We start from the raw sequence: 25665 nt of genomic DNA, 5'->3' as shown, positions 1-25665 counted from the left end.
ACAATAAGCAGCCTATGTACACGGTCAAAGGGAAATCGAACAAGGACTATTTGCTGACGGAGCACATTCCGCTGGTGAAGCGTCTGGCGCACCATATGAAGGCGAAATTGCCGCCTTCGGTCGAGGTCGATGACCTGATCCAGGCCGGCATGATCGGCCTGCTCGATGCCATTAGCCGCTATGAAGAGACGCATGGCGCGCAGTTCGAGACGTATGCCGTGCTGCGCATCCGCGGCGCCATGCTCGATGAATTGCGCACCAGCGACTGGCTGCCGCGCAGCATGCGCCAGAACATGCGCAAGATCGAGGAGGCGATGAGCACCTTGCAGCAGCGCCTGGGCCATCCGCCGACGGAGTCGGAAGTGGCGAAGCTGCTGAAAATGTCGCTGGTCGACTACCAGGAAATGCTGGGCGATGGCGGCGGCCACCAACTGCTGTACTACGAAGACTTTCATGACCCGGACGGCAATGACAGCTTCCTCGACCGCCATTGCGTGGACGAGGACAGCGACCCCTTGCGTTCCCTGCTCGATACCGATTTCCGGCAATCCGTGATCGATGCCATCGACGCGCTGCCGCCACGCGAGAAAATACTCATGGGCCTGTATTACGAAGAAGAGCTGAACCTGAAGGAGATCGGCGCGGTGATGGGCGTGTCCGAATCGCGCGTCTCGCAGCTGCATACCCAGGCCGTCGCGCGCCTGCGCGCAACCTTGAGGGAGCTGGCGTGGACTGGTCCAGCGTAATCGGGCTGGCGCTGGCGCTGGCGGGCCTGCTGGTCGGCCAGGCACTGGAAGGCGGCAAGATGGCCTCCCTGCTGCAGCCGGCCGCCTTTGCCATCGTCATCGTCGGCACCTTCGGCGCCGTGCTGCTGCAAACGCGGCTGCGCACCTTCGTGCGCGGCCTGGAAATGCTGCGCTGGGTCTTCCTGCCTCCAGCCGATACGCGTGCCGCGCTGGCGCGCGACATCGGGCAATGGAGTTTGACGGCGCGCCGCGACGGCCCGCTGGCGCTCGAGCGCCTGATGGAAAACACGGCCGACCGCTTCAATGCCAAGGGCTTGAGGATGATCGTCGACGGCATCGCGCCCGACAAGCTGCGCCAGCTGCTCGACGTGGAAATTTCCGCCTACGAAATGGCCGAGCGCCAGGCTGTCAAGGTGTGGGAATCGGCGGCCGGCTATTCGCCCACCATCGGTATTCTGGGCGCCGTGCTGGGCCTGATCCATGTGATGGAAAACCTCACCGACCCAAGTAAATTAGGCAGCGGCATCGCCGTGGCGTTTGTCTCCACCATCTACGGCGTGGGCCTGGCCAATCTGCTGTTCCTGCCGGTAGCGAACAAACTTAAGGCCATCGTCACGCGCAGGGTGCTGCAGTACGAAATCACGGCCGCCGTACTGTACGACATCGCCACGGGCGACCATACGCGCATCATCGAAGAGCGCGTTTCCAGCCTGCTGCACGAGCATTGACCATGATGCGGCGCGCGCGCAGGAAGTATGACGAGGAACCGGACAACCAGGACCGCTGGCTGATCTCGTATGCCGACTTCATTACCTTGCTGTTCGCCTTCTTTGTCGTGATGTATGCGATTTCGCAAGTCAACGAGGGTAAATACCGCGTCTTCCAGAACGCCATCGGCCAGGCCTTCAGCCTGGAAAAGGGCGCGCCGCCCATCATCATGGAAGCGCCGCAGGCGATTCCTTTGCCGAACCCCGCACTGAAACGCCGCACGGAAGCCATCCGCCGCGAGCGCGAGCATATGACGCGTCTGGCGCAAGACCTCACGTCGACCCTGGCGCCGCTGGTCAAGGAAGGCAAAGTGCGGGTCACGCAGACGAGCCGCGGCGTGAGCGTGGAAATCAATGCCAGCGTGCTGTTCGACCCGGGCGCGGCGCGCCTGACGGCCGAATCGGACCAGGCCCTGCGCGCCGTGGCCGTGCTGCTCAAGGATGACACGCACGACGTGCAGGTGGAAGGGCATACGGATGTGCAGCCGATCAGCAATTCCAATTTTGCCTCGAACTGGGAATTGTCGGCCGCGCGCGCGAGCGCCGTGGTGCGCCTGTTCATCGCCAGCGGCGTCAAGGCGTCGCGCCTGACGGCCGTGGGCCACGCCGACAACATCCCCGTGGCGCCGAACGCCACGCCGGAAGGGCGCGCGCGCAACCGCCGGGTCGCCGTGACGATTTTGTCCGGCATCCCCGAAACGGTGACGGAAGTGCCGACGGCACCGCCGGCCAACTAGGCGCGTTTCCAGGGCGGCGCCAGTGCGCCTGCGCCTTGGCGCGTGTCATTCGCTGGTCATACTGGAATGCTAGGCTGTCGCACTTCTTTTCAGCTTCCAGGTTTATCCCATGTCTTACTCCAGAATGTTGCTTCCTTCGGCTATCGCCATCCTGTTGAGCGTCGCCGCTTGCGGCGGCGATAGCGACCCGTCCAGCAGCGTGCCACCGCTCCCCACTGGCCGCTGGATCGCCGGCGACCTGCATACCCACACCACCCAATCGGCCGACGCCGATGTCAGCCAGACGCTGGACAAGGTACTGGCCAAGGCCTTCGGCAGCTACGGCCTCGACTGGATGGCGCTGTCCAACCATTTGCGCGTCTCCACGCGCGACGCACTGGGCGCGCCGCTGCCGGCGCCCATCCCGATGTCCATCGGCGCCGAGCGCTATGAAATTCCACGCGTGCAGGCCTTGCAGGCGGCCGGTACCTACGCCGACAAGCTGATCTTTTCCGGCTTCGAGTGGGACATGCCGACCCACGATCACATCGGCGTAGGCATGTTCGAGGGCGCGGACAAGCTCAGTGCCAGCACCAGGGGCATGAAGGAGTTCGAGTACCTGTTCACCACGCGCGACGCCAGCATGTTTGACGCTGCCGATGTGGCGGCATGGAAAGCCAAACATGGCGAAACCCGCTATAACAAGACGGCTGCCGATGCGCTGCAAGCCATCAACTGGCTCAAGCAGAACTATCCGGAGACCAGCTACGCCGTCATCAACCATCCGTCGCGCAACAAGGGCAGTTACAGCATCGCCGACTTGCGTGCCTTTAACGATGCCGCCCCCAACATCATGTTCGCCATCGAAGGCATGGTCGGCAACCAGATGGAACCGGACCGCGGCGGCTACACGGCAGCCTATACGGACGACAATGCGCTGCTGCGCGTGTATGGGGGCGTCGATTACGTCGTCGCCAAGCTGGGCGGGCCATGGGATGCGTTGCTGGGCGAGGGGCGCCGCATCTGGAACCTGACCGATTCGGATACCCACTTCAAGATCGTCGGCGGCAACAGCAGCGGCTATTTCCCCGGCGAGTATGCAAAGAACTATGTGTTCAACAGTGCGCAAGGCGCGCCGCTGGCGAAAGATTTGTTGGCCGGTTTGCGTTCGGGCAAGATGTTTTCCACTTACGGCGACCTGATCAACGCGCTGGACTTCAACCTGGCCAGCAAGGACGACCGCAAGGAGATGGGTGGGGAGCTGAAAGTCGGCAACGGCGATAAAGTCACCATTACCATCCGCTTCAGGAGCCCGGCCAAAAACAACTACGAAAAGCCCGTCGATAGCGGCGTGGCCGCCAACGTCAAGCCCGTGGTCGACCATGTCGATCTGATCGTCGGCGATGTGGGCGCGAAGGCGGCGGCGGGTACGCCGGCCTACAACGTTGCCGCCAATGCCAGCACGCGGGTGCTCAAGCGCTTCACCAGCGCGGACTGGAAAGCCGGGGCCGATGGCTACTACAGCGTGAGCTACGAAACGACGGCGACGAAGAACCAGTATTTCCGCCTGCGCGGCACCAATCTGGGGACCGATGTCGCCGGCCTGACGCAGGGCGGCGAGCCGCTGGCCGACCAGCGTACGGGCACGACGGACAGCACCCAGCGTTTCAATGACATCAACGACCGCAATTACCGCAGCCTGTGGTTCTATTCGAATCCCGTATTCGTCACCTTGCGTTAATACGGCGCCTGGCGCGCTGCCGGATGGGGCGGGGGATTGATTCCCGTCCCGCTTGGTACAATCGCGCCTTCTCCCTTTTTATCTCTCCATCATGAAAAGCAGTTCCCTGGGCGGTCTCGTCTACTCCACCGAAACGGGCCGCATGTGTCCCGCCTGCCGCCAGCCGCTGGCGCAATGCGCGTGCAAGGCGCAAGCCAAGGCGGCAACCGCGGGCGATGGCGTGGTGCGCGTATCGCGCCAGACCAAGGGCCGCGGCGGCAAGAGCGTCACCGTGGTCAATGGCTTGCCGCTGGACGCCATCGCGCTGGCCTTGCTGGGCAAGCAGTTGCGCACGCAGTGCGGTTCGGGCGGCACGGTCAAGGATGGTGTGATCGAAGTGCAGGGCGACCATGTCGAGACGGTGATGGCCGCGCTGCTCAAGCTGGGCCACCAGCCGAAAAAAGCCGGCGGCTGAGAGTGTGGAGGCGTGCGGCGCGCTGCCGTGCGCCTGTGGTAACGTGCGTTTCCCATCCATGCGCGGCACCTGATGATGAATAGCAAACTGACCGGTATCGCCCTTGCCGCCGCCATCGCGGCAGTGCTGGCGCTCGCGTACTGGTCCGCGCCCGACGGCGGCGCGCCGCAAGCGGGTGTCCCTGCCGCCGGCGCGCCGGCGGGACGCAGCCTGGCGTCGTATTTGACTATCGATGCCACCCCCGTCGCCGATGCCGTACCCATTCCCGTGACCCTCGCGCAGCGGCTCGAACGCCTGGGGGCCAGCGGCAAGCCGGAAGATGCGTATGCGGCCTTCAACCTGCTCGACGACTGCATCGTCTTCCAGCGCGAAAGCCGCTTGCCGGGGATGGAGTTCGAGCTGGGACGCGAGATGACGGTGGAAGAAAAAGCCGCCCAGCAGCAGCTGTGTGCGGGCCTGACGCAGCGCCAGCGCGAGGATCGCATCGGTTACCTGGCCGCCGCCGCGAAGGCGGGCGTGCCGGGCGCCGCCACCCTGTTCTTGTCGGAAGGGCCGTTCGGTGACCGCAGTGCGCTGCGCAACCGTCCCGACGATCCGCTGGTGCAGGCATGGAAGCGGCAAGCCATCGACCAGCTGACGGCGCAGGCGGACGCAGCGGAACTAACCAGCGTGTCTACCCTGATGATGGCGTATCTGCGCGATGGCGACGTGGTGCAGAAAGACGCGCCGCAAGCGTATGGCTACCTGCTGGCCCTGCGCCAGGTCTACGACGATATGCTGGCGCCCGGCGTCACCAATCCGTATCAGGATGAATACTGGCACTGGCTGCAGGCGGAACTGACGCCGGCGCAGCAAGCTGCCGCCAGCGCCAGGGCGCAAGCCATCGTGGCGAAATATCGCCAGCATGCGGGGCGTCCCGCGCACGGTTGAGCAGGCAAGGCCGCTGCGCCTTGCCGGGGATTGCTGTTAACTCAGGGGAATTTAGCCGATGACGACGCGCCGGCTGGCCGTGTTTGTCGTCGCTTGGCCGCTGGGGCCGTAGAAATTGCCGCTTTGTGCCGGAGGGCGCATGGCGTTCAGGGCGCCTTGCGTGTGCAGCATGTGCTTGTTGACGAGCAGGCTGTTCAGCCGGTTTTGTTCCTTGGCTTCGCGCGTCGTCTCGAGCAGGGCTTTCCACAGGGACGCCGCTTCCGCTTCGCCGGCGCCGACCAGCCAGTCTTCCATGCCTGCTTCGGCGGCCATGAAGCCCGCTGCCGCCAGCGCCTGGTGACGTTGCGCCGCCAGCTGGCTCAATTGTCCTACCAGTGCCGTCTTGCGCGCCGTGAGCTCCGTGATTGCATCGATGTCAGCCGCAACCAGATGCCGCTGTTCTTCTTTCATCAATGCCAGCAATGTGGTCATGAGCTGTTGCTCGTCGCGCAGGCTGGAAAACGGAGTCACTGATTGCATGAGGGAACCTATCTATTTCGTGAGTGCAGCAAGTCCTTGACCGTGTCGAGGAGACCGTCCGCCACTTTTTCTGAGTTGACCTGGAACTGGCCGTCGGCGATCGCGAGCTTGATGCGTTCGACTTTTTTCGTGTCGAACACGGCGCCGCTGCCGGCAGTTGCACTGGCCGCTAATGCCTGTCCTTGCGGCGACAGGCGTACATTGTCCGACGTCGTCGGTGTTGCCTGGGCTTTCTCGGCATTCCGGGCGCCGGAGGTGTTCGCGGGCGCCACCGGCAGGCCGGGATTGCTTTTAATGGTGTTGTCGGTAATTTTCACAGCGTGATCCTCGTCTGGTCGAAGTCAAAAAACTCCGGGATATGTGTCATTATCGGCACCTTCTGCCGAAACTTTAGTGCGCCAGACCACAATATCGCTGTCCATCCGTGTTTAAAACGCCACCTCCACCAAGCCGCCTGCGCGCGCCACGCCGCTGATCTGCTGGCCGCTCTGCGTGCGTACATGTACCGTCTGGCCATCGCCGGCGCTGCCGATGGCGCGTCCTTCTGATGCCACCTGGAAACCGTTGCCACTGGAGACGACGCGCACCAGCTGGCCTTGCATCACCACCGGCTTGCGGCGCAGGGTGTCGAGGCGCATCGGCGTGCCGGGTGGCAAGGAAATATTCGTGCTGGCGCCCACCACCTGGGCCATGTCGGTGGCGATGCCTGCCGGCAATGCGGCCAAGTCGCCCTGCATCGTCACCAGCTGGCTGGCGTCGATGGCTTGCCCTTGCGCCAGCGGCACGGCGCTGGCCACGTAGTCGCCGACGACGGCCACGTTGGCCTGCAAATAAATAGTCCAGTTGCTTGGCGCCGTGCAGCGCACGCCCACGGTGGTCTTGCCCCAGGCCCGCGCGCCTGGCGCCATGAACGCCTGCGGCGCGGGACAGGCTGCCAGGTTCAGGCGCGGATCGACGGCGCCGACGGTGACGGTGACCTTGCCCGGTAAGCCGTTGCTTTGGACTTGCAGGAATTGTTCCACGCTGTTGCGCAGCGCTTCCGGCGTCTGCCGGCCGGCGTTTTGCGCCTGGGCCAGCAGTGGCAGGGCGGCAAAAGCGAAGAAGAAAGCGAGCGGTGTTTTCATGGTGATAGGCCTCTGGAATAGTGCCATGATAGTGCGCGCCGCCCCGTTCGAAGCGCCGATTAAGGGGTAAAAGTATGGTCTGATCCGGCGATGGTCTTGCTGGTGGGCACCTTACTATGTTTCCTGTCATCACTAATCCGCCATCCTTCCGCCATCTCGGGCGCCAGTGGCAGATCTTTCCGGAGCCTGACATGATAGGGAAACTCGACGATTACATGCGCTTCAACGAGACGGCGCTGAGCCTGCGCTCGACGCGCCAGGAATTGCTCGCCTCGAATATCGCCAATGCCGACACGCCTAACTACAAGGCGCGCGATGTCGATTTTGCCGCCGCCCTGAAAGGCGCTATGGCGCGCAAGGACGGTGTGCCGCCGGCCCTGAAAGGCACGGCGCCGCAACATATGCCGGGCAAGGGCGTGGCCGCAGCCGCAGGGAGTAGCACGGGCGGCAAGGTCGAGACCCTGGCCGACGGCACGCCGCTGCTGTACCGCGCGCCGGCCCAGGGCGCCGTCGATGGCAATACGGTGGACATGGATCTCGAGCGCAACGCCTTTGCCGACAATGCCATCCGCTACGAGGCGGCCGTGACCTTCCTCAACTCGCAGATCAAGGGCATGCTGACGGCCATCCAGGGAGGACAATAATCATGTCGCTATTTAATATCTTCAATGTTTCCGGTTCAGCCATGAGCGCCCAGGCGCAGCGCCTGAACACGGTGGCCAGCAACCTGGCCAATGCCGACAGCGCCACCAGCGCCACGGGCGAAGCCTACCGCGCCAAGCAGGTGGTATTTGAAGCCGTGCCCATGGCCAACGGCGCCACGGCCGTCAAGGTGCAGAAGGTGATCGAAGACCCGTCGCCGATGAAGCTGGTCTACGACCCGAAGAATCCGCTGGCCGACGAGAAGGGCTACGTCACCATGCCCAACGTGAATACGGTCGACGAGATGGTCAACATGCTGTCGGCCTCGCGCTCGTACCAGACCAACGTGGAAACCATGAACGCGGCCAAGTCGCTGCTCCTGAAAACCCTTACCCTCGGCCAATAAGGCTGACTGATCATTATGGCAACCATCGACACGAACACCTCCGTCACCACCGACCTGATGGCGACGATGAATCCGAAGAAGACGACGGCCGCTGCAGGCAGCGTCGAAGCGGAAACGAACAAATTTCTCACCCTGCTGGTCACGCAGCTGAAAAACCAGGATCCGATGAATCCGCTGGACAATGCGCAATTGACGAGCCAGCTGGCGCAACTGTCCACGGTAACCGGCGTCAACAAGCTCAATACCACCGTGGAAAGCTTGAAAGCCAGCTACCAGCAAGCCGAATCCATGCAGGCGGCCAACATCATCGGCCACGGCGTATTAACGGCGGGCAAGGACATCAACCTGAGCAAGAGCGCCGCGCTGCTGGGCGTGGACCTGGCCACGCCAGCTGACAAGGTCAAGGTCATCATCTACAAGGATGGCAAGGAAGTCCATTCCATCGACCTGGGCGCACAGGCGGCGGGCACCTTGCCGCTGGGTTGGAACGGTTCCACCACCGATCTCGACAAGGACGGCAAGCCGGTCGTGCTGGCCGACGGAGCCTACACCTTCGCGGTGGAAGCGACGCGCGGCGGTACCAAGCTCACGGATGCGACGGCGCTGATGTTCGGTTCGGTCGCCAGCGTGTCGACGGGCGCGAATGGCGTGAAATTGAATGTCCCGGGCGTGGGCAGCATCACCATGGCCGACGTGAAACAGATTTTGTAAGCCGCTTCCCCTTAGCGTGACCCTCTACCCCTAATATCTACCAGGAGAACACAATGTCTTTCCAACAAGGCCTGAGCGGCTTGAATGGCGCCGCCAAATCGCTGGACGTCATCGGCAACAACATCGCCAACTCGTCGACGGTGGGTTTCAAGCAGTCGCAGGCCCAGTTCGCCGACATTTATGCCAACTCGCTGTATGGCGTGGGCGGCAACCAGGCGGGGATCGGCGTGTCGGTCTCGCAAATCGCCCAGCAATTTAACCAGGGTAATCTGGAATCGTCGTCGAATCCCCTCGACATCGCCATCAATGGCGGCGGCTTCTTCCGTACCAGCGTCAACGGCGCCATCCAGTATTCGCGCAATGGCCAGTTCCAGGTCGACAAGAGCGGTTTCATCGTCAACGCCCAGCTGGCGCAACTGACCGGCTATCCTGCTGACGTCAACGGCAAGATCGTTGCCGGCGCCGTCGTGCCCCTGCAGATCGACCAGTCGGACATGAAGCCCCAGGCAACGACCAAGATCGACACGCAAGTCAACCTCAATTCGAATACGGCCATGCCGACCACGGTGCCGTTCAAGTCCACTGACGACACCTCGTACCACAAACAGTTTCCCGTCGAAGTCTTCGATTCGCTGGGCAATTCCCACAACATGGCGAATTTCTATGTGAAGACGGGCACCAACACCTGGGATGTCTACTCGGCCATTGACGGCACGGAAGTGACCAGCATGAAGGTCGCGGCCGCCCTGCAGACGGACCCTGCTTCGCTGGCCGCGCGCGCCGCCTACCAGGCCGCCGCCACGGCCGTGCCGCTGGTGCCGGCCAATGTGACGACGGCCGCCGTTGCCTATGGCAATGCGGTCGGTGCCGCCGTCTCGGCTGCCGCCGCTGCGGCGGGCGCCACGCCGGCGCAACTGGCCGCCATCGCCGCCACCTACGGCAGTGCAGTGCCGAATGGCGTCAACTCGAGCCGCACGCCCGACCAGATCGACGCGGCCATCCGCGCCGTGACCGTGGTGCCAGCCGTCAAGACCGGTTCGCTGGTCTTCAACACGGTCGGCAGCCTGGACCGGGCCGCCATGCTGGCCCTGACGCCGCCGCAAACCTTGCCCGTCACCGTCAACCTGCCGATCTTCCCGGCCACGGGCGCGAATGCGACCCTGTCGGTCCAGGTCGACTTCACCAAGTCCACCCAGCTGGGCACCGCCACGGCGGAAAAGAAAACGGAAGCGGACGGCTACAAGGCGGGCCAGCTGAGCCAATTCATCGTGGGCGACGACGGCGTCATCCAGGGCCAGTACAACAATGGCAAGACGCGCAGCCTGGGCCAGGTGGTGTTGAGCAACTTTACCAACCCGAACGGCCTGGAGCCGCTGGGCAACAACGCCTGGGTGGAAAGCTCGGCCTCGGGTAAGCCGATCACGGGCGAACCGAAGACGGGCACCCTGGGCAACTTGCGCGCCTCGGCCGTGGAAGTGTCGAACGTCGACTTGACGGCGGAACTGGTCAATATGATCACGGCCCAGCGCGCCTACCAGGCGAATGCGCAGACCATCAAGACGCAGGATTCCGTCCTGCAAACACTCGTCAACCTCCGCTAATAAGTTGACCGGGGGCATATGCCCCCGATTTTATTGTTGGTTTGGGAGAAAGAAAAAATGGACCGTCTCATCTACACCGCCGGCTCGGGCGCCAAGCACATCCTGGACAAGCAGGCGACCACCGCGAATAACCTGGCGAACGCCACCAGCACGGGTTTTCGTGCCCAGCTCGACTCGTTCCGCGCCGTGCCCGTGGTGGCCGACGGCATGATGCCGACGCGCGCCTTCGTCGTCGATTCGACGGTCGGTTCCGATTTCACGCAAGGTCCCATGCAGCACACGGGCCGCGCGCTCGACGTGGCCGTGGAAAACGGGGGCTGGATCGCAGTGCAGTCGGCCGACGGTTCCGAAGCCTATACGCGCAACGGCGCCTTCAAGCTCAATGAAAACGGCATGCTGCAGACGCAATCGGGCCTGATGGTGCAGGGCGACACGGGCCCGCTGGCCATTCCGCCGGGCGTGACGGTGGCCATCGCCGGCGATGGCACGGTGGGCACGATTTCCACCGATGTGCCGCCGGGGCCGTCGACGGTGCTGGGGCGCATCAAGCTGGTCAACCCACCCGAGCAGCAACTGGTGCGTGGCGACGACGGCCTGTTTCGCCTGAAGGATGGCACGGTGGCGCAAGCCGACCAGGCCGTCAAACTGACCACGGGCGCGCTCGAGGGCAGCAATGTCAGCCCCGTCGACTCGATGGTCAGCATGATCGCCCTGGCGCGCCAGTTCGAAACGCAAATGAGCCTGTTGAAGAATGCCGAGAATAACGCGGCGAAAGCCACCCAGATCCTCGCTTTGAATTGATAGAGCCAGTCGCATAATGGTCACATAGAAATAGTCTACAGGGCTGGCAAGCGCTGTTATTGGAGAAAAAACATGATTCGTTCCCTTTGGATAGCCAAGACGGGCCTGGAAGCGCAGCAGACGCAGATGGACGTGATCGCCAATAATCTGGCCAACGTCAGCACCACTGGCTTCAAGAAGTCGCGCGCCGTGTTTGAAGACTTGCTGTATCAAAATGTGCGCCAGCCGGGTGCGCAATCGTCGCAGCAAACTCAGTTGCCGTCGGGCTTGCAGATCGGCACAGGCGTGCGCACCGTGGCTACCGAACGCATTCATACGCAGGGCAATCCCCAGTCGTCGGGCAATTCGCGCGACGTGATGGTCAACGGCACCGGTTTCTTCCAGGTGCTGCTGCCCGATGGCGCCACCGCCTACACGCGCGACGGCTCCTTCCAGACGGATGCCAACGGCCAGCTGGTGACGTCCGAAGGTTTTGTGATCCAGCCCGCCATCACCGTGCCGACCAATGCGCTGAGCCTGACCGTGGCGCGCGACGGCACCGTTTCCGTCACCCTGCCCGACACCGTTGCGCCATCGCAAATCGGCTCCCTGCAGCTGACCACTTTCGTCAATCCGGCAGGCCTGGAATCGAAGGGCGAAAACCTGTACATGGAAACGGGCGCCTCCGGCGTAGCGCAAACCAACACCCCGGGCACGAACGGCGCCGGCGTGCTGATGCAGGGCTATATCGAGACGTCGAACGTCAACGTGGCCGAGGAAATGGTCAACATGATCCAGACCCAGCGCGCCTACGAGATCAACAGCAAGGCCATCACCACATCCGATCAAATGCTGCAGAAATTGTCGCAACTTTAATTTTCATAGTCGTCATGCCATCCGCCGCCGGATGGCAGCGGAGGTTCGCCATGCAATACCCCATCATCGCCCTGTTGTCCGCAGTCCTGCTGTCCGGCTGCGCCATCACGCCCACCTCGATCGTGCAATACCCCACCACCACGCGCGCGCCGATGCCGGAACCGGTGGTCGTCAGCAACGGTTCCATCTACCAGCCGTCGACCTACCGTCCCGCCTTCGAAGACCGCCGCGCGCGCCACGTGGGCGACACCATGACGATCGCCATCACCGAGCGCACGAATGCCGTCAAGGCGGGCGCCAGTTCCGGCAACAAGTCGGGCAGCGTGGGCTTCAGTACGCCTGGCATGCTGCAGGGCCGCCTGGGCGGCACCGTGGCGGCGAATGGCGCGACAAAATTTGCCGATGGCGACAACCAGTCCGCCAGCAACACGTTTAGCGGCACGATCGGCGTGACGGTGATCGAGGTATTGCCAAACGGAAATCTCATCGTCGCCGGCGAAAAACAGATCGCCATGAACAAGGGCACGGAATTCATCCGCTTCTCGGGCATGGTCAATCCGGATACCATCGGCATCGGTAACGTCGTGCCATCGACCCAGGTGGCCGAAGCGCGCGTCGAATACCGCACCAACAGCCAGATCGACCGCGCCGAAATGGCCTCGATGGCGTCGCGCTTCTTCCTCAGCCTGTTGCCATTCTGATCATGGCAACTTTTACCTTTCCCCGCTGTGTAGCCATTGTCGGTCTGGCCATCTCTCTGCTGGCGCCCGTGGCGCAGGCCGAGCGCATCAAGGACCTAGCCAGCATCGCCGGCGTGCGCCAGAATCAGCTGATGGGCTATGGCCTCGTCGTCGGTCTCGACGGCAGCGGCGACCAGACCACGCAAACCCCCTTTACCATCCAGAGCGTGGCGGCGATGCTGCAGCAGCAGGGTATCAACTTGCCGCAAGGCACCAGCTTGCAGCTGAAAAACGTGGCCGCCGTGATGGTGACGACGGCCTTGCCCGCGTTTGCCCAGCCGGGCCAGTTGCTCGACGTGACGGTATCGTCGATGGGCAATGCGAAAAGCTTGCGCGGCGGTACCTTGCTGATGACCCCATTGAAGGGCGCCGATGGCCAGGTGTATGGCATGGCGCAGGGCAACGTACTGGTAGGCGGCGTGGGCGCGCAGGCGGCCGGCAGCTCTGTCGTCATCAATCACTTGAGCGTGGGACGCATCTCGGGCGGCGCGACGGTCGAGCGCACCGTGCCTTCGGTGCTGGGCGCCAACAACACCATCCGCCTGGAATTGAATGCCACAGATTTCGCCACCGCCAGCCGCGTGGTCGATGCCATCAACAGCCGCTACGGCGCCGGCACGGCCGCCGCGCTCGATGGCCGCGTGATCCAGGTGCAGTCGCCGAGCGGCAGCGACCAGCGCGTGTCTTTCCTGGGCCAGCTGGAAAGCATTGAGGTCAATCCGGCCCGCCTGGCGGCCAAGGTCATCATGAATGCGCGTACCGGTTCCGTCGTGATGAACCAGTCCGTGACCCTGGAAACGTGCGCCATTTCGCACGGCAACCTGTCCGTCACCATCAATGTCGAGCCGCAAGTGAGCCAGCCGGCCCCCCTGTCGGGCGGGCGTACGGTGGTCACGCAGACGGCGCAGATCGATATCAAGAAGGAACCGGGCAAGGTCATGCTGGTCAAGGGCGGCGCCTCGCTGTCCGAGGTGGTCAAGGCTCTCAACGCCATCGGCGCCTCGCCGCAAGACTTGCTGGCCATCCTGCAGGCGATGAAGGCGGCCGGTTCGCTGCGCGCCGAACTTGAAATCATTTGATGGGCACGCCATGATCAGCCAAACCGACCTCAGCAATACCGCCGCCTATGACGTCAAGGGCATGGATGGCTTGCGCCAGTCCGCCAAGGCGAAGGACCCCGCCGCCCTGAAAGAGGCAGCCACGCAATTTGAAGCCATGTTCATCAACATGATGATGAAAAGCATGCGCGAAGCCACGCCGCAGGACGGCATCATGGATAGCCAACAAAGCAAGATGTATACCTCAATGCTGGACCAGCAGACGAGCCAGAACCTGGCCAAGCGGGGCACGGGCCTAGCGGACGTGCTGATCCGCCAGCTGTCGTCGTCGAACCAGGCGCTGGCCGCCGATGGCGCCGAAGCGCCGTCGCCCCGTTCCTCGAGCATGGCGCAGGCGCTTGCCGCCTTCCGCCAGCAGCAGGGCGCCCTCACCGAGGGTACAGGCAGCGCCAGCGGCACCGGCAAGACTCTGAGCGACAAGGCCAACGCCACGCAGGCGCCGCACGTGCGCGCCTTCCAGGAAAAGCTGGGCGTGCATGCGGAAGAAGCCAGCCGCACCACCGGCATCCCGGCCAAGTTCATGCTGGGCCAGGCGGCGCTGGAAACGGGCTGGGGCAAGCGCGAAATCATCAGCCGCGACGGCAGCAGCAGCCACAACCTGTTCGGCATCAAGGCATCCAGTGACTGGAAGGGCAAGGTCGCGGAAGCCGTCACCACGGAGTATGTGAATGGCAAGGCGCAGCGCAAGGTGGAAAAATTCCGCGCCTACGACAGCTATGCGGACAGCTTCAAGGATTATGCGCAGTTGATTACCAACAACAAACGCTACGAGAAAGTGCTGGCCAGCGCGGGCGACGCCAGCACGTTCGCCCAGGGCTTGCAAAAGGCTGGCTACGCGACGGACCCGAATTACGCTGCCAAATTGACAAAAATCATCAAGCATTCGCTGGTCGGCTAACGCGCCGCCTAGCCCCTGTGCAGGCCGCGCGCTTCAAGTTTTCGCCGCGGCTGCCGTAAATACATTTGACGGTAACCAATAAGACACCATGACTTCGAATCTACTCAGCATCGGTAAGAGCGGTTTGCTTGCAGCGCAGGTGGGCCTGTCGACGACCGGGCATAACATCACCAATGCCAACGTGGACGGTTACAACCGCCAGGTGGTGCTGCAGCAGACGGCGCAGTTCAACAATGCCGGCTATGGCTTTGTTGGCAATGGTACCGAGGTATCGCAAGTCAAGCGCCAGTACGACGGTTTCATGGCGGCCCAGGTGAATGGCGCGCAGTCGGCCACCAGTTCGCTCGACGCGTATTACACGCAGATCAGCCAGATCGACAATATGCTGGCCGACCCCACGGCCGGGCTGTCGCCGGCGATGGCCGATTTCTTCAAGGGCGTGCAGGAGTTCAGCTCGAATCCCTCGTCCGTTTCGTCACGCCAGGCATTGCTGTCGAGCGCCAACTCGCTGACCGCGCGCTTCCAGGGCCTCAGCGCGCGCCTGACGGAAATCGGCGACGGCGTCAATTCGCAGATCACTTCGAACGTGAAGGTGATCAACTCTTACGCCAAGCAGATCGCGGAACTCAATACCTCGATTACCAACCTGACCGTGAATGAAAGCAATCAGCCCAACGATTTGCTGGACAAGCGCGACCAGTTGATCACGGAGCTGAACAAATACGTCAAGGCAACGGTACAGCCGGGCGCTGGCAACTCGATTACCGTCTCGATCGGCTCGGGCCAGCCGCTGGTGGTGGGTGACAAGAACTTTGAACTGGCCACCACGCCGTCGCCGACGGATCCGAACCGCCTGGACATCGGTTATGTGACGGGCTCGAGCGTCACCAAGCTGTCGGAAAGTTCCCTCAGTGGCGGTGCGCTGGGCGGCTTGCTGGAATTCCGTAGCGGCAGCCTGGACCGTATCCAGAATTCGCTGGGCAAGGTCGCCATCGCGCTGGCCTCCACCTTCAATGAACAGCACAAGCTGGGCCAGGACTTGAATGGCGACATGGGGGCCGACTTCTTCAAGTTGCCCGATCCCGTCATCGGTGCCGACTACCGCAACAACGCGACCAGCACGACCGCGCTGTCGGCCAAGGTCAGCGATCCGACCAAGCTGACGGCCAGCGACTACGCCGTCAAGTATGACGGCGCCAATTATGTGGTGACGCGCCAGAGCGACGGCGCGAAAACGACCATCAATCCGTATCCGCAAACCGTGCCGCAAACCATCGACGGCGTGGATTTCTCGATCACGGGCACGGCTGCCGAAGGCGATAACTTCATGGTCAGGCCGACCGCGCACGGTGCTTCCGACCTGGCCGTGGCGATTACCGACCGCAACAAGCTGGCCGCCGGCGCGCCGATCGCCACGGGTGCGCCCGTCAGCAACACGGGTAGTGGCAAGCTCGGCGCAGGTAGCGTGGACAAAGCGTATTTAACGCCAGGTAATGCCTTGACGAGCACTGTCACCTTGACCTACGACAAGGCGACCACTTCGCTGTCGGGTTTCCCTGCGGGCCAGGCCGTGACGGTGAAAGGCTTGAACGGCGCTACCACCACGTATCCGGCCGGCACGGCAAGTATCCCGTACACGGAAGGCGACAGCTTCAGCTTTGGCGGCATCAACGTCAACATGACTGGCGCGCCGGCGCAGGGCGATAAATTCACCATCGCGCCGAACTCGGGCGGCGTGGGCGACAACCGCAACGCGTCCTTGCTGGCGGGTTTGCAGACGAAGAACATTCTCGATGGCGGCAAGGCCACGTTTCAGGGCTCGTACGCGGAAACCGTCAGCTATGTCGGCAACAAGACGCGCGAAGTGCAAGTCAGCGGCCTGGCCAGTCTTGCGTTGTTGCAACAGACCAGCACGCAGCAGCAGGCCGTTTCCGGCGTCAATCTCGATGAAGAGGCGGCCAACCTACTGCGCTACAACCAAGCCTACCAGGCTTGCGGCAAGGTCATGCAGATCGCCAGCACCCTGTTCGACGTGGTCATCGGCCTCGGACGTTAATTATTCAAGCGGCGGCGCATAGCGCCCCGCCGCCATCAGGAAGGGCAGCATCATGCGCATCAGTACCAAAATGATCTATGACGCGGGCAGCACGCAGTTGAACAATCTGCAGGGCGCGTTGAACCGTACCCAGATGCAGCTGTCGGCGAATCGCCGCAACTTGACGCCGGCCGACGATCCGATCGCCTCGGCGCGCGCGCTGGAAGTGACGCAGTCGCAAACGATCAACACGCAATTCGTGACGAACCGCTCGAACGCCAAGAATTTCCTTTCGCAGGAAGAGCTGGCCCTGGCCAGCACCACCTCGCTGATCGCCGACGTGCAGGACCTGGTGCTGAAGGCTGGTAATCCGGCCTTGAAGGATATTGACCGCCAGAGCCTGGCCACGGAGCTGAAGGGGCGCTTGACCGACCTGTTGGGTATCGCCAACACGTCCGACAACGCGGGCGGCTATCTGTTTTCCGGCTACAAGTCGACGACGCAACCGTTCAGCCAGACGCCGGGCGGCGCCACCTACGTGGGCGACCAGGGCCAGCGCGAGCTGCAAGTGGGCTCGGCCCGCTACCTGGCCACCAGCGACTCTGGCGCGACCGTGTTCGAGAACAATTTGACGGGCAACGGTAAGTTCACCACGGCGGCCGATCCGGGCAACTTCACGCGCGGCGGCGCCGGCATCATTTCCGGCGGCACCGTCACTGATCCCACCAAGTTGACAGGGCACAAGTACTCGATCGACTTCCAGGTGACGGGCACTGGCACCGCTGCCGTTACGACCTATACCGTGACGGACGTGACCCTGGGCCAGACCATCCCGAATCCCGCCGTGCCGGTGGCGTACAAATCGGGCGACGCCATCAACTTTGACGGCCAGCAAGTCAATGTCGCGGGCAAGCCGGCCGACCTGGACAAGTTCACCCTGGAGCCCAGCGGCAAGGAATCGATCTTTACGACGATTACCAACCTGATCGGCGCACTGGGCCAGCCGGCCTCGGGCGACGCGGGGCAGGCGCGCCTGACGGCCAGCCTGAACGCGGCGCACGATATCTTCGACACGGCTTACGACAACGTGCTGTCGGTGCGCGCCGAAGTCGGTTCGCGCCTGAAGGAACTCGACACGCTCGACAGCGCCGGCGACGACCTCGACCTGCAATATGCGAGCACCCTGTCGGACCTGCAGGACCTGGACATGGTGAAGGCGATTTCCCTGTTCAGCCAGCAGCAGATCACCCTGCAGGCGGCGCAGAAGTCATTCACTTCCATCTCGGGCCTGTCGCTGTTCAATTACATCAGCTAAGCGGCCAGCATCGGCAGGAAGACCGGAAAGCCGGGGCAGGGAGCATCTCTCCCGCCCCGGCTTTTTTGCGTCCGCAAGATGGCCGTCTTGATAAGATATACAGGAAAACTGTGCAGTCTAGCTGCATATCTGTTATAGTGGAGTCCGTTGATCCACCACACGGCTACCATGAGCACCCCGCAAGAAGAACACGAAGATCACGAACAGGTGCTGCAACTGGCCGGCGAATTGCGCATTCTCATCGGCAAGTTGCGCCGCCGCCTGCGCGAAGAGGCGCACCTGGGTGATGTCAGCATGTCGCAGGCATCCGTGCTGAGCCGCCTCGAGCGCGACGGCCCGGCCACGGCCAGCAGTCTGGCGCGCGCCGAAGGCATGCGGCCCCAGTCGATGGCCGCCACGGTACAAGCATTGACCGAGGCACAGATGGTGACGGGTTCGCCCGATCCGGCTGACGGACGGCAAACGATATTGACCCTGACGGACAGCTGCCGCGCCTGGATCGCGGCCAGCCGCGCCGCGCGCGAAGACTGGCTGGCGCGCACCATTGAAACCCGGCTCACGCCGGACGAAGTCACCGAACTGAACCATGCGGTGGCCCTACTCAAACGCTTGGCGGAGTGATCCGCTGACATATTCCACAACCCGGCAAGGAGCCCGCACGCCCAGATGAACAACACATTCCGTTCGCTACGCATTCCCAATTACCGTATCTGGGCCGGCGGCGCCCTCGTGTCGAATGTCGGCACCTGGATGCAGCGCACGGCGCAGGATTGGCTGGTGCTGAGCGAATTGACGCAGCACAATGCCAGCGCCGTCGGCATCGTCATGGCCTTGCAATTCGGCCCGCAATTGCTGTTGCTGCCCCTGACGGGCATGGCGGCCGACTTGCTGGATCGCAGGAAATTGTTGTTGTGTACGCAGGCGGCCATGGGTGTGCTGGCGCTGGGCCTGGGCTTGCTGTGCATCAGCGGCCTTGTGCAACTGTGGCATGTGTATGTGTTTGCGTTCCTGCTGGGCTGCGTGACGGCTTTCGATTCGCCCGTGCGCCAGACTTTTGTTGCCGAAATCGTCGGCGAGGAAGACCTGACGAACGCTGTGGCGCTCAATTCCACTTCCTTCAATGCGGCGCGCATGCTGGGCCCTGCCGTGGCGGGGCTGCTGATCAGCAGCGTCGGCAGCGGCTGGGTCTTCATCATCAACGCCGTCTCGTTTGCCGCAGTGATCGGTTCGCTGTTGCTGCTGCGCGTGGAATTGCTGCGTCGCGCGCCGCGTATCAAGGCCACGCGCGCCAGCCTGGGTGAGGGTTTCCGCTACGTGCGCCAGCGGCCCGACTTGATGGCCATCCTGCTGATGCTGTTCCTGATCGGCACCTTTGGCTTGAATTTCCCCATCTTCCTGTCGACCATGTCGGTGACGGCCTTCCATGCGGGCGCCGGCCAGTATGGCGTGCTCAGTTCCGTGATGGCTTGCGGCTCCGTGGCCGGCGCCCTGCTGGCGGCGGGGCGCGGCCAGCCCACCTTGGCCTTGCTGCTGGGCGCCGCTGCGCTGTTTGGCCTGGCTTGCGCGCTGGCCGCCGTGATGCCCAATTACTGGCTGTTCGGCATGATGCTGGTGGTGATCGGCATCGCCGCGCAAACGTTTACCACCAGCGTCAACAGCAGCGTGCAACTGTCGACGGCGCCCGCCATGCGGGGCCGCGTGATGGCGATACTCCTGGCCATCTCGGCGGGCGGCACGCCGCTGGGCGCGCCCATCGTGGGCTGGGTGGCCGACACCTTCGGCCCGCGCTGGGCACTGGGCATAGGCGCCTTGTCGGGCCTGGCGGCGGCCCTGGTCGGCGTGCGCTACTTGGTCAAGTATCACCAGTTGCGCCTGAATGTCGATATGCGGCGCTGGCGCCTGGCGTTCAGCAGCGACCAGCCCTGACGCTACCCGTCAGGGCGGCAGCAAGCCCGTGCGGGCGGCAGCCAGGATGGCCCCGCTCAAGCCGTCGAGCAGGCCGGACGCGGCGCGTGCCGTATGCCAGTGCAGGGCCACATCCAGGGGCGTATCGGGCAGCAGTTCGACCAGGCTGCCATTCTCGAGACAGGGCTGTATCAGCGCCTGCGGATGCAAGCCCCAGCCCATGCCGGCCAGGCCCGCCGTGACGAAGGCATGCGAGGAAGGCAGGGCATGGCGCGGCAGCTCCACGTGCCGGTGGCACAGGCGCCGCACCCAGCGCGATTGCAGCTCGTCCTTGGCATTGAATACGAGGCTGGGCGCCAGTGCCAGACTGGCGGCGCCCACGCCGTGGGAAAAATATCGGTGCATGAAGGCGGGACTGGCGGCCGCCAGGTAGCGCATGGCGCCCAGCGGGCGGCTGTTGCAGCCCGATGCGGGCCGGGCCGTGGCGCTGACGGCCGCCAGCACGGCGCCGCTGCGCAGCCATTCGGCCGTATGGTCCTGGTCGTCGACGGCCACTTGCAGCAGCACCGGGTGCTCGGCCGCGAAGGCGGCGATGGCGGGCGCCAGCCAGGTGGCCAGGCTGTCGGCATTCACGGCGACGGGCACAGTGGCGCGCGATACGCCCTGCGCTGCCAGCGCCGGCAAGGTCCCTTGCAAATCCTGTTCGAGCAACTGCACCTGGTCCACATGCTGGCACAAGCGCCGGCCCGTTTCCGTGGCGCGGCAGGGCTGGTCGCGTATCACCAGCGCGCAACCGACGCGCTCTTCCAGCAGGCGGATGCGCTGCGAAATGGCCGATGGTGTCACGTGCAAGGCGCGCGCTGCGCGCTCGAAACTGCCTTCGCGGATCACGGCGGCCAAGGCAGCGAGGGCGGCATAGTCGAGCATGAATGAAGTTTTCCTTAACTCGGTGTAGAAAAGGTAGTTTGCCTTCATTTCATGCGGCTGGCAAGATCGCCGCATGACACTCTCCGCCACCACCTCACACACCTCTTCCGTCTTTCTCCAGGGCATGACCCTGGGCCTGGGACTCATCGTTGCCATCGGCTCGCAAAATGCCTTTGTCTTGCGGCAAGGTCTGCGCCGCGAACACGTGGGCGCCATCGTGCTGTTTTGCGCGCTGGCCGACGCGGTACTGATTGCCGCCGGCGTGCTGGGCATGGCCAGTGCGCTGGGGCAGCGTCCCTTGCTGGCCAGCGCGCTGGCGCTGGGCGGCGCCGTTTTCCTGGCCGTGTATGGTTGGCAAGCGCTGCGGCGCGCCCGCCGGCCACAGCAGCTGCGCGCCGCCGAGGGTGGGGCAGGACTGGGCCTGGGCGCCATCCTGGCGCAGGCGGCGGCCTTTACCTTGCTCAACCCGCATGTGTATCTGGATACGGTATTGCTGGTGGGCAGTATTGGCGCCCAGCAGCCCGGCGCGCTGCGCGGCTGGTTTATCGCCGGCGCCAGCGCGGCCAGTCTGCTGTGGTTTGCTGCCCTGGGATTTGGCGCGCGCTGGCTGGCGCCGTGGTTTGCGCGGCCCCGGGCCTGGCAAGTGCTCGATGGCTTGATCGGCGTGACCATGTTCGTGCTGTCCGCGCTGTTGCTGCGCCACGCGCTCGATGGCTGGTGAACGGCGCAGGGAACGTCAGCGCGCGGGCGGCAGCGGCGCCGGGGATGCCGGACGCAAGGGATTTGGCGGCGCGGGCGGCGCTGGCCGGTCGCGCGTGGCAAAGCCGCGCGGCAGCAGGCGCGCCGTTTCTATGCCGCGCAGGAACATGTTCTGGAAGGGCGTGGCCAGGTAGGGCAGGACCATGCTGATCACCAGCAAGCCCACGCCCAGGGTGACGGGGAAGCCGATACCGAAAATGTTCAGCTGCGGCGCGGCCCGCGTCAAAATGCCCAGCGCCACGTTGGTCAGCAGCAAGGCGGCGATGATGGGCAGCGAAATTTGCAGGCCGGAACGGAAGATTTCCCCGCCCCAGGCCGCCAATTGCTGGAAACCGCCGCCGCTGATGGGACTCGATGAAATCGGCAGGCTGACAAAGCTTTCCGCCAGCGCCGCCAGCAAGACCAGGTGGCCGTTGACTGTCAAAAACATCAAGGTGGCCAGCATGACGAGGAACTGGCTGATGGCGGAAGACCTGCCCTTGGTTTGCGGGTCGAAGAACGAGGCGAAGCCCAGGCCCATGGTGAGGCTGCTGAGTTCACCGGCCATTTCGATGGCGGAAAACACGATGCGGATGGAAAAGCCCATGGCCAGGCCCACCAGCATCTCTTGCGTGAGGATCAGCAAGCCGGGCAAGGACATCGGGTTGATGGCAGGCAAGGCCGGCACGGTGGGGGCGATGATCATGGCCAGCAGCGCGCCCAGGGTCACCTTCACGGTGGCCGGCACGGCCGCGTTGCCGAACAGGGGGGCGGCCGCAATCAGGCCGAGGATGCGGCTAAGCGGCCACAGCAGTGCTGCGATCCAGGTATTGAGTTCGATGCTGGACAGGGTCAGCATGGCAATGGTGCTTGCACTAACCCACCAGGTTCGGAATGCCCGTGAAGACCTGGCGCATGTAGTCGAGCATGACGGACAGCATCCAGGGGCCCGCCACGACGAGGGCGACAAAGATGCCGACCAGCTTGGGGATGAAGGACAGGGTCGCCTCGTTGATCTGCGTGGCCGCCTGGAAGATACTCACGATCAAGCCGATGATGAGGGCGACGAGCAGCATGGGCGCGGCCACCATCAGGGTGATTTCCATCGCATGGCGGCCCAGGGTCATGACGCTTTCGGGTGTCATTTATTTCCCCTAGTAAAAACTCTGGGACAAGGAACCCAGCAGCAACTGCCAGCCATCGACCAGCACGAACAGCATCAGCTTGAATGGCAGCGAGATCGTCGCCGGCGACATCATCATCATACCCATCGACATCAGCACGCTGGCGACCACCATGTCGATGATCAGAAACGGGATGAAGATGGCAAAGCCGATCTGGAACGCCGTCTTCAGTTCGCTGGTGACGAAGGCGGGCACGAGGATGCGCAGCGGCACGTCTTCCGGGCCTTGCAGGGCCGGCGAGCGCGACATCTTGGCAAACAGGGCCAGGTCGGCCTGGCGCGTCTGCTTGAGCATGAAGGTTTTCAGGGGATCGACGCCCTTGTCCATCGCCTGCTGCATGGTGATCCTGTTTTCCTGGTACGGCAGATAGGCATCCGTATAAATCTTGTCGAACACGGGGCCCATGACGAACAGGGTCAGGAACAGGGCGAGCCCCACCAGCACCTGGTTCGGCGGCGCCGATTGCGTGCCGATGGCCTGGCGCAGCAGGGACAGCACGATGATGATGCGCGTAAAGCAGGTCATCATCAAGAGCGCCGCTGGCAGGAAGGTGAGCGACGTCATCAGGATGAGCGTCTGCACCGGCAGCGAGTAATTCTGGCCGCCGCCCGGCGCCGGCGTGCTGTTGAAGGCCGGGATGCCCGGCTGGGCCATGGCCCACAGCGGCAAGGCCAGGGCGGCCGCCGCCAGTAGCCAGGTCAGGGGAGTCTTCAAGGTGGACCACGCCATCTGCTGCTTATTTCCCATTGCGTTTTTCGATGGTCTGTTTCAGCCACTCGGAAAAATTGGCGGCCGCGGGGCCGTTTTGCGCCGTGGCCAGTTGCGGCAACTCGCCTTCCTGGCGCGGCATGGTGGCCAGCGCGTTGATCCTGCCGGGCGAGGCGCCGACGACGATCCACTGGTCGGCCACTTCGACGAGGACGATGCGTTCGCGTCCGCCCAGGTTGAGCGAACTGACGACGCGCATCTTGTTGTTGCCGCCCATGACCTTGGGGCCATAGCGCTTCATGAACCATGCCAGGCCGATCAGCAGGGCCAGCACGAACACGAGTGCGAAGATGGTTTGCAGCAAGCTGCCGGCCGAGCTTGTCGGCGCCATCGTCATGGGCGCGCCGGGCGGCATGGCGGGCAGGACGGCGGCCGGCGCGGCGGCTGGGGAGGCGACCGGCACCGCTGCGGCGGCTGGCGGTGTCTCGCTTGCCACCGCGACAGAAGCGCTGGCGGCGCTGGCAGCCGGCACCGACGCGGCTGCCGGTTCAGCGTGGGCAATGCTGCATGCCGCCAGGAGCGGCAGCAAAGTGGAAATCAACAGGCCAGGCTTCATTTATTCAATTTTCGGATGCGTTCGGAAGGCGTGATGATGTCGGTCAGGCGGATGCCGAACTTGTCATTCACCACCACCACTTCGCCCTGGGCGATCAGGCAGCCGTTCACCAGCACGTCCATCGGTTCGCCGGCCAGGCCGTCGAGCTCGACCACGGAACCCTGTGCCAGTTGCAGCAGGTTCTTGATGGCGATCTTGGTGCGGCCCAGTTCGACCGTCAATTGCACGGGGATATCGAGGATGAAATCGATATCGTTGTGCGTTTCCGACTTCGATGCCTGCTTGGAAAAGTCCTTGAATACGGCGGCGCTGGCCGCGCTGGCCGTATTGGCGGCCTGGTTTTGCAGCGCTTCGGCTTCCGCCTTGGCCTGCTCGGCAATGGCCGCGCCCCAATCGTCTTCCGCGCTTTGGTCGTCTTGGTTGTCAGACATGTGTTTCTCCTGTTGTACAGATGCGGACCGCAGCGGCCCGGGTATTTTTTAGTGATTGTTCATGTTATCGGTGTTTGCCAGCAACTTTTCAACCTTCAGCGCATATTGTCCGTTCAACACGCCGTAGGTGCAATCCATCACGGGCACGCCATCGACGGTGGCGGCGATCAGTTCGGGAATATTCAGCGGAATGATGTCGCCCACCTTCATGTTCAGGATTTCGTCGAACGACACGCGCGCCGTGCCCAGCGAGGCCACCAGCTCGACTTCGGCGATCTGGATCTGCTGCGTCATCAGGCGGATCCAGCGCTTGTCCACTTCCAGCGCCTCGCCCTGCAGGCTCGAGGTCAGCGAATCGCGGATCGGCTCGATCATCGAGTACGGCATGCAGAAGTGGATTTGTCCGGAAACGGAGCCCAATTCCACCGTAAACGTGGATGCCACCACCACCTCGTTCGGCGTGGCGATGTTGGCGAACTGCGTGTTCATTTCTGAACGGATATATTCGAACTCGACGGGGAAGACCGGTTCCCACGACTTGGTGTAGGCCTCGAAGACGATGTCGAGGATGCGCAAGATGATGCGCTGTTCCGTCTGCGTAAAGTCGCGCCCTTCGACGCGCGTGTGGAAGCGTCCGTCGCCGCCGAACAGATTGTCGACCAGCAGGAAGACCAGGCCCGGATCGAAGACCATCAGGGCCGTGCCGCGCAGCGGCTTCATGTGCACCAGGTTCAAATTGGTCGGCACCACCAGATTGCGGATGAACTCGCTGTATTTCGACACGCGCACGGAGCCGACGGACACTTCGGCGCTGCGGCGCAGGAAGTTGAACAGGCCCACGCGCAGCAGCCGGGCGAAACGCTCGTTGATAATTTCCAACGTTGGCATCCGGCCGCGCACGATGCGCTCCTGGGTTGCCAGGTTGTAGGTACGAACTCCCGTGACATCTTCCGGCGTCTGTGCGTCGTCCTGGTCTCCGTTGACGCCCTTCAGAAGGGCATCGACTTCTTCCTGGGAGAGGAAATTATCGGCCATGG

The 25665-nt window shown here is 63.3% G+C and carries 30 protein-coding genes; 20 read left to right on the top strand and 10 right to left on the bottom strand.

All coding sequences use genetic code 11. The features are described 5' to 3' along the window. Positions 1–14 precede the first annotated feature (14 nt). The 6 genes from ACQ4WY_RS08615 (at position 15) to ACQ4WY_RS08590 (ending at position 5354) form a co-directional block, all read left to right on the top strand. On the top strand, positions 15–746 hold the full coding sequence (locus ACQ4WY_RS08615) for an RNA polymerase sigma factor FliA (RefSeq protein WP_219135995.1): 732 nt from the start codon (positions 15–17) through the stop codon (positions 744–746). Further along, positions 728–1474, top strand: a complete 747-nt coding sequence (locus ACQ4WY_RS08610) for a flagellar motor protein (protein WP_353660358.1) — start codon at positions 728–730, stop codon at positions 1472–1474. Before ACQ4WY_RS08615 ends, ACQ4WY_RS08610 begins: the two co-directional genes overlap by 19 nt. A gap of 5 nt (positions 1475–1479) precedes the next feature. After that, the gene (gene motD, locus ACQ4WY_RS08605; RefSeq protein WP_436504417.1) at positions 1480–2250 is read left to right on the top strand and encodes a flagellar motor protein MotD; all 771 of its coding nucleotides are present in this window, start codon (positions 1480–1482) and stop codon (positions 2248–2250) included. Between the two features lie 109 nt (positions 2251–2359). Continuing rightward, entirely contained in the window at positions 2360–3970 is a 1611-nt protein-coding gene (locus ACQ4WY_RS08600; RefSeq protein WP_436503633.1) for a CehA/McbA family metallohydrolase domain-containing protein, read from the top strand. Positions 3971–4061: 91 nt separating this feature from the next. Beyond that, positions 4062–4424, top strand: coding sequence for a translation initiation factor Sui1 (locus ACQ4WY_RS08595; RefSeq protein WP_436503632.1), 363 nt, complete (start codon positions 4062–4064; stop codon positions 4422–4424). A gap of 72 nt (positions 4425–4496) precedes the next feature. Next, a complete protein-coding gene (locus ACQ4WY_RS08590; protein WP_436503631.1) occupies positions 4497–5354 on the top strand; it encodes a hypothetical protein in 858 nt (285 codons plus the stop codon). A gap of 51 nt (positions 5355–5405) precedes the next feature. Here ACQ4WY_RS08590 and ACQ4WY_RS08585 read toward each other — a convergent pair whose 3' ends face one another. From ACQ4WY_RS08585 to flgA, 3 genes are all read right to left on the bottom strand, one after another. After that, positions 5406–5873: a flagella synthesis protein FlgN gene (locus ACQ4WY_RS08585; protein ID WP_436503630.1), complete on the bottom strand. Its 468-nt coding sequence runs from the start codon at positions 5871–5873 to the stop codon at positions 5406–5408. Positions 5874–5881: 8 nt separating this feature from the next. Next, positions 5882–6190 (bottom strand): flagellar biosynthesis anti-sigma factor FlgM, encoded by a 309-nt coding sequence (flgM, locus tag ACQ4WY_RS08580; protein ID WP_034754089.1) that lies wholly within the window; start codon positions 6188–6190, stop codon positions 5882–5884. Between the two features lie 111 nt (positions 6191–6301). After that, positions 6302–6997, bottom strand: coding sequence for a flagellar basal body P-ring formation chaperone FlgA (gene flgA, locus ACQ4WY_RS08575; protein WP_436503629.1), 696 nt, complete (start codon positions 6995–6997; stop codon positions 6302–6304). Positions 6998–7188: 191 nt separating this feature from the next. On the opposite strand from flgA, the gene flgB reads away from it, so the two are divergent. The 13 genes from flgB (at position 7189) to ACQ4WY_RS08510 (ending at position 20045) form a co-directional block, all read left to right on the top strand. Continuing rightward, entirely contained in the window at positions 7189–7641 is a 453-nt protein-coding gene (flgB, locus tag ACQ4WY_RS08570) for a flagellar basal body rod protein FlgB (protein ID WP_436503628.1), read from the top strand. A 2-nt stretch (positions 7642–7643) separates the two neighbouring features. Continuing rightward, positions 7644–8045, top strand: a complete 402-nt coding sequence (gene flgC / locus ACQ4WY_RS08565; protein ID WP_071075845.1) for a flagellar basal body rod protein FlgC — start codon at positions 7644–7646, stop codon at positions 8043–8045. Positions 8046–8060: 15 nt separating this feature from the next. Then, positions 8061–8756 (top strand): flagellar hook assembly protein FlgD, encoded by a 696-nt coding sequence (locus tag ACQ4WY_RS08560; protein ID WP_436503627.1) that lies wholly within the window; start codon positions 8061–8063, stop codon positions 8754–8756. Between the two features lie 53 nt (positions 8757–8809). Then, positions 8810–10357, top strand: a complete 1548-nt coding sequence (locus ACQ4WY_RS08555; RefSeq protein WP_436503626.1) for a flagellar hook protein FlgE — start codon at positions 8810–8812, stop codon at positions 10355–10357. 57 nt (positions 10358–10414) lie between these two features. Next, positions 10415–11158: a flagellar basal body rod protein FlgF gene (locus ACQ4WY_RS08550; protein WP_353660366.1), complete on the top strand. Its 744-nt coding sequence runs from the start codon at positions 10415–10417 to the stop codon at positions 11156–11158. A 72-nt stretch (positions 11159–11230) separates the two neighbouring features. Beyond that, positions 11231–12013 carry a flagellar basal-body rod protein FlgG gene (gene flgG, locus ACQ4WY_RS08545; protein WP_436503625.1) on the top strand — a complete coding sequence of 261 codons (783 nt, stop codon included), beginning with the start codon at positions 11231–11233 and terminating at the stop codon, positions 12011–12013. Positions 12014–12063: 50 nt separating this feature from the next. Further along, positions 12064–12714 (top strand): flagellar basal body L-ring protein FlgH, encoded by a 651-nt coding sequence (locus ACQ4WY_RS08540; protein WP_436503624.1) that lies wholly within the window; start codon positions 12064–12066, stop codon positions 12712–12714. Between the two features lie 2 nt (positions 12715–12716). After that, positions 12717–13832 (top strand): flagellar basal body P-ring protein FlgI, encoded by a 1116-nt coding sequence (locus tag ACQ4WY_RS08535; protein ID WP_436503623.1) that lies wholly within the window; start codon positions 12717–12719, stop codon positions 13830–13832. A gap of 10 nt (positions 13833–13842) precedes the next feature. Beyond that, positions 13843–14769 carry a flagellar assembly peptidoglycan hydrolase FlgJ gene (flgJ, locus tag ACQ4WY_RS08530; RefSeq protein ID WP_436503621.1) on the top strand — a complete coding sequence of 309 codons (927 nt, stop codon included), beginning with the start codon at positions 13843–13845 and terminating at the stop codon, positions 14767–14769. An 88-nt stretch (positions 14770–14857) separates the two neighbouring features. After that, positions 14858–16825 (top strand): flagellar hook-associated protein FlgK, encoded by a 1968-nt coding sequence (gene flgK, locus ACQ4WY_RS08525; protein ID WP_436503620.1) that lies wholly within the window; start codon positions 14858–14860, stop codon positions 16823–16825. A gap of 52 nt (positions 16826–16877) precedes the next feature. Further along, complete coding sequence (gene flgL / locus ACQ4WY_RS08520; RefSeq protein ID WP_436503619.1) at positions 16878–18119, top strand: flagellar hook-associated protein FlgL; 1242 nt, start codon at positions 16878–16880, stop codon at positions 18117–18119. A 168-nt stretch (positions 18120–18287) separates the two neighbouring features. Next, on the top strand, positions 18288–18740 hold the full coding sequence (locus tag ACQ4WY_RS08515; protein ID WP_436503618.1) for a MarR family winged helix-turn-helix transcriptional regulator: 453 nt from the start codon (positions 18288–18290) through the stop codon (positions 18738–18740). 45 nt (positions 18741–18785) lie between these two features. Beyond that, positions 18786–20045, top strand: a complete 1260-nt coding sequence (locus ACQ4WY_RS08510) for an MFS transporter (protein ID WP_436503617.1) — start codon at positions 18786–18788, stop codon at positions 20043–20045. 9 nt (positions 20046–20054) lie between these two features. Here ACQ4WY_RS08510 and ACQ4WY_RS08505 read toward each other — a convergent pair whose 3' ends face one another. Next, positions 20055–20951, bottom strand: a complete 897-nt coding sequence (locus tag ACQ4WY_RS08505; RefSeq protein WP_436503616.1) for a LysR family transcriptional regulator ArgP — start codon at positions 20949–20951, stop codon at positions 20055–20057. A gap of 73 nt (positions 20952–21024) precedes the next feature. On the opposite strand from ACQ4WY_RS08505, the gene ACQ4WY_RS08500 reads away from it, so the two are divergent. Beyond that, entirely contained in the window at positions 21025–21672 is a 648-nt protein-coding gene (locus ACQ4WY_RS08500) for a LysE/ArgO family amino acid transporter (RefSeq protein WP_436503615.1), read from the top strand. A 15-nt stretch (positions 21673–21687) separates the two neighbouring features. Here ACQ4WY_RS08500 and fliR read toward each other — a convergent pair whose 3' ends face one another. From fliR to fliM, 6 genes are read right to left on the bottom strand one after another with little or no spacing between them, the layout of a single operon-like run. After that, on the bottom strand, positions 21688–22548 hold the full coding sequence (fliR, locus tag ACQ4WY_RS08495; protein WP_436503614.1) for a flagellar biosynthetic protein FliR: 861 nt from the start codon (positions 22546–22548) through the stop codon (positions 21688–21690). 16 nt (positions 22549–22564) lie between these two features. Continuing rightward, complete coding sequence (gene fliQ, locus ACQ4WY_RS08490; protein WP_035821365.1) at positions 22565–22834, bottom strand: flagellar biosynthesis protein FliQ; 270 nt, start codon at positions 22832–22834, stop codon at positions 22565–22567. A 9-nt stretch (positions 22835–22843) separates the two neighbouring features. Then, positions 22844–23620 (bottom strand): flagellar type III secretion system pore protein FliP, encoded by a 777-nt coding sequence (gene fliP, locus ACQ4WY_RS08485; protein ID WP_436503613.1) that lies wholly within the window; start codon positions 23618–23620, stop codon positions 22844–22846. Then, the gene (gene fliO, locus ACQ4WY_RS08480) at positions 23610–24197 is read right to left on the bottom strand and encodes a flagellar biosynthetic protein FliO (protein WP_436503612.1); all 588 of its coding nucleotides are present in this window, start codon (positions 24195–24197) and stop codon (positions 23610–23612) included. Before fliO ends, fliP begins: the two co-directional genes overlap by 11 nt. Next, positions 24194–24628 carry a flagellar motor switch protein FliN gene (fliN, locus tag ACQ4WY_RS08475; protein WP_034754038.1) on the bottom strand — a complete coding sequence of 145 codons (435 nt, stop codon included), beginning with the start codon at positions 24626–24628 and terminating at the stop codon, positions 24194–24196. Before fliN ends, fliO begins: the two co-directional genes overlap by 4 nt. A 48-nt stretch (positions 24629–24676) precedes the next feature. Continuing rightward, positions 24677–25663 (bottom strand): flagellar motor switch protein FliM, encoded by a 987-nt coding sequence (gene fliM, locus ACQ4WY_RS08470; protein WP_353660378.1) that lies wholly within the window; start codon positions 25661–25663, stop codon positions 24677–24679. Between the last annotated feature and the right edge of the window lie 2 nt (positions 25664–25665).

The sequence above is a fragment of the Janthinobacterium salmonicoloratum genome (assembly GCF_051380845.1).
Lineage (GTDB): Bacteria > Pseudomonadota > Gammaproteobacteria > Burkholderiales > Burkholderiaceae_D > Janthinobacterium > Janthinobacterium lividum_F.
Note: the sequence above shows the minus strand (reverse complement) of the source record. Positions and strands in the feature narration are given on the sequence as shown.